We start from the raw sequence: 6,388 nt of genomic DNA on the forward strand, positions 1-6,388 counted from the left end.
CAAAAAAGACACTACTAAAACCAAGGTACGGTTTAACTTCTTAGTGGAGAGCAATAATGGCTCACGTTTCTCGTCGTCGATTTCTTCAGTTGGCAGGCTCAGGTTTGCTCATTGCACAAAGCTCATATTTAATAGCTCAGCCTAGCAAGAGAAAAGTAGGAGTGGCCTTGCTGGGCTTGGGTAATTACAGCACGAACTTACTGGCGCCTGCTTTACAGCATACGCAGCATTGTGAGCTACGAGGCATCATCACAGGGAGTGAAGATAAGATCCCGCAGTGGCAAAAGCAGTATGGCATTAAAGACCGTTATGTTTACACCTACAGCACAATGGCTGAAATTGCGAATAACGATGACATTGATGTTATTTATGTTGTTACTCCGACCGGTACACACAAAGATTTTGCGGTGCAAGCTGCAAATACTGGAAAGCACGTGTGGTGTGAAAAACCGATGGCGATGGATAGTGAGGAATGCCAAGCCATTATCGATGCCTGCAACAAAAATGGGGTGCAATTGTCTATTGGCTATCGCATGCAGCATGAACCCAACACGCGTACCTTTCATCAATACCTTGAAACTAAACCCTATGGGAACATCACTGCAGTATCGAGTTTTGCCGGTTATGCCGGCCAGGGAAGAGCATCTGACAACTGGCGTATGAAAAAGCACATGGGGGGCGGTGCACTCTACGATATGGGCGTATACGCCATAAACGGGGCGCGTTTTCTAACAGGACGTGAACCAGTGTCTGTTACTGGCAGCCACCCTCCCAAGCGGTTCCCTGACAAATTCACCGAGGTTGATGAGACCACATTGTTTACTATGGATTTTGGCGATGGGCTGGTGGCAGATTGCGGCACCAGCGTCGTGGAAGGATTTAATCACTTCAAAGCAGACTGTGAAAATGGTTGGTATCAGCTTAAGCCGATGCAAAGCTACAACGGTGTAACGGGCACAACGTCAGATGGAAAAACGCTGGCTCCTATTAAAGGAATGCAGCAGACGCTGCAAATGGACAATGACGCATTGGCGATTTTGACCGGCCGTAAGCCAATGGTGACGGGTAGCGAAGGGCTTGCTGACATTCGAATAGTGAATGCAATCTTTAAAGCTGCGGAAACGGGTGAAACTGTAATGCTTTAGGGCAACGCTTTTTCCAATTGTTGCGGCGTTAACGTTTTAATTATTCCACATGCCAAGAATGTTCTTCTTAATATCAGCAATCGCACCTTTGGCAATTTTCTTTTCGCTGGCCGAAGCAGTGCGCTTAGGATATGCAATCGGTTCCATACAAGCGCTAACCGCGTCGGTAAAAAAACGGCTCTTGGCGCCGTATACGTGCTTGTCACCAAACTTTTGTTGCTCTGGCACCCAATATTTCAGGGGCTGGATTAAGCTAAGCTCATCTTTCGCTCGTGTTATGGCAACGTAAAGTAAGCGTCGCTCCTCTTCAAGCGCACGTTTATCACCCGCTGCGTACTCGTTGGGAAAATTGCCATCGGCAACATTCAGTACGAACACATGTTTCCACTCTTGCCCTTTAGCGCTATGCACCGTCGACAAGATAAGAAAGTCATCATCAAGCAAAGGTTTGCCTGCCAGATCACCTGTGCTCTGCGGTGGGTCTAGTGTGAGTTCAGTTAAAAATCGTTCTCTCGATGAATACTGCCCAGAGATCATTATGAGCTGTTCAATATCGCCGAAACGTGTGAAATGATCGTCATAATTAGCTTCCAACAAATCTTTATAAAACTCTGCAATGGCGCTTGCTTGCTCGGTCCATGGAATATTGTTGTGGTGCACGTTATCTAGCAAATCTATAAGAGAAAGGAACGAAGGCTTCGCGGATTCTGAGAGTGCGAAGCTGCGCAATTTACCTAATGCAAAGTCGTGCTTTTCTAAATCGTTAAACACTCTCTCAGCTATCTTTGGACCTATGCCGGGCAATAACTTAAGCACTCGAAAGGCAGATATTTTATGTTTAGGGTTATCTGCCCAACGTAAAATGCAAAGCATATCTTTTACATGCGAAGCTTCCAGAAATTTAAGGCCACCGTGTTTAACGAAAGGGATATTGCGTCGAGTAAGTTCAAGCTCTAGACGATCGCTGTGATAACTTGAACGAAACAGCACGGCTTGCTGTTTCAAATCAATCCCTTCTTCACGAGCCGCCAAAACTCGCTCAACAATGTATTCTGCTTGGAACATGTCATTTTCAACAGTTACCCACTTAGGCATTGGACCGTTGTTACGTTTGCTAAACAACGACACCTTGTAGCCTTCGTCGCTTTCTGAAAGCAGGGTATTAGACAAGTTCAATATGTTCGGATGTGACCGATAATTCTGTTGTAACGTTATCACTTTGCCAGGCAAGGAAAATGCATTGGGGAAGTTAAGGATATTGTCCACCGTGGCCGAGCGAAATGAATAAATTGATTGAGCGTCATCGCCTACAACGGTAAGACCTTCACCAGTAGGGAAGAAACCTTTTAGAATGCCTGCTTGAAGTACGTTGGTATCCTGATATTCGTCTACCAATACATTATCAAATTGCTCTCTTACTTTTTGGGCTATAGTGTCAACCTGCGCCATATGAAAACAGTAAAGCAGCAAGTCGTCATAGTCTAAACTTACTTGCTCAATTTTAGTTTTCGCATAATGAGCAAACAGCGTTTTTAGCTCTTCTTCCCACTCGCTACAGTAGGGAAAATGCGTATCAAGTATATCGATAAGCGGTGCTTGTGCGTTCACGCAACGAGAATAAATTTCCAGACACGTTTTCTTTTTAGGAAAGCGTCGATTTACCCCGCTAAAGCCAAGCTCGTGACGGATCAAATCAAGCATATCCGCGCTGTCGTTACGATCCATGACCGTAAAGTCAGGATCTAACCCAATGAGTGAAGCGTGCTCTCGTAGCAGTCGCGATGCGATTGAATGAAAAGTGCCCATCCAAGGAAGTGTGACCGGATGATACGCCTTTTGTTTCTCACGTAACGTACGCTCTATTATGCGGTTCGCTCGAGAACTCAATTCCGCCGAGGCTCTTCGAGCAAACGTCATCAATAAAATTCGTTCTGGCGCCACACCATTCAATATTAATTGTGCTGTTTTGTGGGCTAGGGTGTTGGTTTTCCCTGTGCCAGCCCCTGCAATAATTAATAGCGGGTGGTGCTTTGCATTACTCAATTCTGTTTGGCCCATTGTGGTGGCGCTTAACCCGTAATTCACGGCTTCTTGCTGTTGTGGGTTTAATTCAGAATGAGAGAGCATAAAAAATCCTATTGAAGAGCACTTCGATAGGATAAAGTAATGCACTGTATGTTTAAACAGTTTTTTATGGTTACTTTCTCACATCATTCTTGAAGCGTTCGGCGTTTTCACGTTCTTGAGCTTCAACGTCGCCTTTACCGAAGAAAGCCCAAAATGGTTTTGGAATTTCAAGAGCACGTTGTGTGGCAGGCCTTTCGTCAATTCTGTCGAACCATGCTTGCAGGTGAGGGAGACCATCAACACTGACATTCGCCCAATAATAGGCTCTTGCCCACGTGTAGGTAGCCATATCCGCAATGGTGTACTCGTTGTTAACGAGAAAGTCTTTACCTTTCAGATGTGTATTCAGTACTTCCATTAGTCGGCGACTTTCATCTACGTAACGTTTAATAGCGAACGGATCTTCATTGCCGTTTTTAGCCGCTATACGCTGAAAATACATTGCCTGACCCATCATTGGCCCGACGCCGCCCATTTGGAACATCAGCCACTGTAGTGTTCTTGACTTCTCATCAGGAGCGGATGGGAGAAATTTCCCGTACTTCTCAGCCAAGTACCAAAGAATGGCCCCAGATTCGAAAACAACAAAGTCGTTGTTGGAGCGATCGACTATGGTAGGAATGCGGCCATTTGGATTGAGCTTCACGTAGTTAGGCGCTTTTTGCTCGTTCTTCGAAAAATCGATAGTTGTTAAATCGTATTCGATACCGGCTTCTTCAAGAAAAACAAGAGGTTTCCAGCCATTCATCGTAGATGCTGTGTATAGGTGTATATCTTTTTGTGAACTCATTGCCGTATTCTCCCTCGCGTATCAATAAGTAATAACGTGCCAAAGCAGAGCTTCTGGATTATCAGTAAATACCATTGAAAACCTCTCCTATTTTTCTTCTACAATAATTGCGATAGCTGTCTGCTCACCTAGGTTTGTCACTTTGTGTATCCACGCCTCATGCCACATGACATGTCCGTCTGGAACATCAACAACAATCGGCTCGCTTCCATGCGCTTCAATTTTTAACTTGCTGCCTTTTTCAAAGTAAACCGTTTCGTTGTTGTGACGATGAAAAGAATCGCTTTCGCCCGGCCTTAATACCATCTTTAAAACAAGAGCGTGCTCGCTTTCGAGCAACAATTCGTACTGTTCCGGTGAAGCAATGTGTCCTGGCTCATGCTGCTCGTGAGCATGAGCAGTCGCTGCCAACAACAAGCACATTCCGGATTTCAATACAGAGCGTAAAAAAGACATAAAAACTCCTCAGACGTTTTTCAAAAAGCGTCGCTTTATAACTGGATTAAAAGTGCTTGTTGATGTGGGTTTCAAAGCGTTTAAAGTCATTTTCAACATCTGCATTTTTCATCACGTCGAAACTGGCAAAGGTTGCCATTGGCGTCATGCCAAAAAACTTGAAGTTCATATGCATTGGGAGCATTAAGTCGTCAACAGACTTGCCGTCAAAAAACTCCTCACTATCATTGAACGACTCTTCTGGAGCATTGAAGGTCAAAGACATCATGTACTTCACATCAGTAAGCGTGCCGCCAGTACCATAATTTTTCTTAGGTTCTTCTGCTACTCGTCCGTCGCCTGCACACAAAGCGCCGCCCATTCCTGCGGTATACACTTCGTCCATATATTTTTTAAATGACCAAGGCACACCCATCCAATTAATGGGTGATTGAAGAATGACAAAGTCAGCCCATTGATGATGTGCAAGCTGCTCATCCACGTCGTATTCTTCTGCCATCGTTACCAAGCGTGTGTTATAGCCTTTGTCTTCAAGCAGAGTGATGGCTTTATCAACAAAGGCAGCATTCAGCTTGCCCTCTGAGAATGGGTAATACTGATGTGCATTGATAATTAGAACATTGCCTAAACTCGTTGTGCTCATTAAATAACTCCTAAGATTACTTTTATACAGGTTATTGAAAGCAAGTGTATTTTCTCGCTTAACGTTATGTGGTATATTTTAGTAACCTTTAAACCCAAATCAATTAGTATACTTTTAGTAACCTTGCTTAAATGAGGGGGATAATTTGGAAAGTTCAATAAAAACAGACAGTAAAGGAAGAAAAAAAGTTTACAATGCTTGCATGGAGCCCTGTGCTATCGAAAAAGGAATGCGATTAATCGGCGGAAAATGGAAGGGATCGATTATTTATCATCTGAAAGATGAGCCTGTCAGATTTAACGATCTTGCACGGATGCTTGGTGGCGCAACTAAAAAGATGGTTGATCAGCGACTCAAAGAGCTCGAAGACGAAGGTATGGTGTTGCGGAAGGTGATAAGCGACAGGCCTGTTGCTGTTACCTATGAGCTGACAGCGTTCGGACGAACGGCTTTGCACATTTTGGATGAACTCAGAGTGTGGTCTGAAACCTATGATGTACAGATAAACACTAAATAGTTTTCAAACCGGTTTTTAACGTCCGATATTTCGTAAAGTGTAATTTTATTAGTGCTGGATCACATGAGTCAGTGAATCATAGTTTTATCGAGCACGACTCCGAACTCTTACGTTACTGTAGTGCCCACCTTTCGGAGGTTCCACTAGTAACTTATTCGGCGCAGATCCCGAAATCGAGACACAAAAAAACAGCTCAAAGGTCGCTTTAAGTATCTACTTCTAGGAGATATGACACCAGTGAGAGGACTTTGATTGGACCGACACTCGGCCGACACACTCGCGTGGCGATTTGCTGAACTTCAGGCACAAAAAAACCGACTCAAAAGTCGGTTTCAGTATCTACTTCTAGCAGAAGTAAATGGTACCAGTGGGCGGACTTTGATTGGACCGACACTCGGCCGACACGCTCGCGTGGCGATTTGTTGAAATTCAGGCACAAAAAAACCAACTGAAAAGTTGGTTTGGCTCTTCATCATTAACGGGGGACATCCGCATTCATTAAACTGATTTTGCGAAGAATCATTTAATGGAGAGTACAGATGTCCCACGCAGGTACTATTTTAGGCATAAGTGAGTTAGAAATAGAACGTGTTCATCGACATGATTTTATTGAAGTGTGGGCAAAGCCCACTAAAAAGCCGCAATGCATGCATTGTGAGAGTCGACATTTACGCATAAAAGCGACACATAAGCGTACCGTGAAGCACACG

At 44.2% G+C, this 6,388-nt stretch carries 6 protein-coding genes and 1 pseudogene; 3 read left to right on the forward strand and 4 right to left on the reverse strand.

Annotated features, from left to right (window positions below):
• Positions 1-56: 56 nt before the first annotated feature.
• On the forward strand, positions 57-1,145 hold the full coding sequence (locus BGK61_RS16170) for a Gfo/Idh/MocA family protein (RefSeq protein ID WP_076011835.1): 1,089 nt from the start codon (positions 57-59) through the stop codon (positions 1,143-1,145).
• Positions 1,146-1,181: 36 nt separating this feature from the next.
• Here the strand turns inward: BGK61_RS16170 and BGK61_RS16175 are convergent, their stop codons facing one another.
• The 4 genes from BGK61_RS16175 to BGK61_RS16190 all read right to left on the reverse strand — a co-directional run bounded on the left by BGK61_RS16175 (position 1,182) and on the right by BGK61_RS16190 (position 5,161).
• Complete coding sequence (locus tag BGK61_RS16175) at positions 1,182-3,272, reverse strand: ATP-dependent helicase (protein ID WP_076011836.1); 2,091 nt, start codon at positions 3,270-3,272, stop codon at positions 1,182-1,184.
• Positions 3,273-3,342: 70 nt separating this feature from the next.
• Positions 3,343-4,062, reverse strand: coding sequence for a glutathione S-transferase family protein (locus BGK61_RS16180; RefSeq protein ID WP_076011837.1), 720 nt, complete (start codon positions 4,060-4,062; stop codon positions 3,343-3,345).
• 87 nt (positions 4,063-4,149) lie between these two features.
• Positions 4,150-4,518, reverse strand: a complete 369-nt coding sequence (locus BGK61_RS16185; RefSeq protein ID WP_076011838.1) for a hypothetical protein — start codon at positions 4,516-4,518, stop codon at positions 4,150-4,152.
• Positions 4,519-4,564: 46 nt separating this feature from the next.
• The gene (locus BGK61_RS16190; protein WP_076011839.1) at positions 4,565-5,161 is read right to left on the reverse strand and encodes an NAD(P)H-dependent oxidoreductase; all 597 of its coding nucleotides are present in this window, start codon (positions 5,159-5,161) and stop codon (positions 4,565-4,567) included.
• Between the two features lie 145 nt (positions 5,162-5,306).
• On the opposite strand from BGK61_RS16190, the gene BGK61_RS16195 reads away from it, so the two are divergent.
• Both BGK61_RS16195 and BGK61_RS19875 read left to right on the forward strand, forming a co-directional pair.
• Positions 5,307-5,678 (forward strand): winged helix-turn-helix transcriptional regulator, encoded by a 372-nt coding sequence (locus BGK61_RS16195; RefSeq protein ID WP_076011840.1) that lies wholly within the window; start codon positions 5,307-5,309, stop codon positions 5,676-5,678.
• Between the two features lie 539 nt (positions 5,679-6,217).
• Positions 6,218-6,388, forward strand: a pseudogene (locus tag BGK61_RS19875) (ISL3 family transposase); the annotation flags it as partial.

Origin of the sequence: Alteromonas abrolhosensis (assembly GCF_001953635.1) — a bacterium.
Lineage (GTDB): Bacteria > Pseudomonadota > Gammaproteobacteria > Enterobacterales > Alteromonadaceae > Alteromonas > Alteromonas abrolhosensis.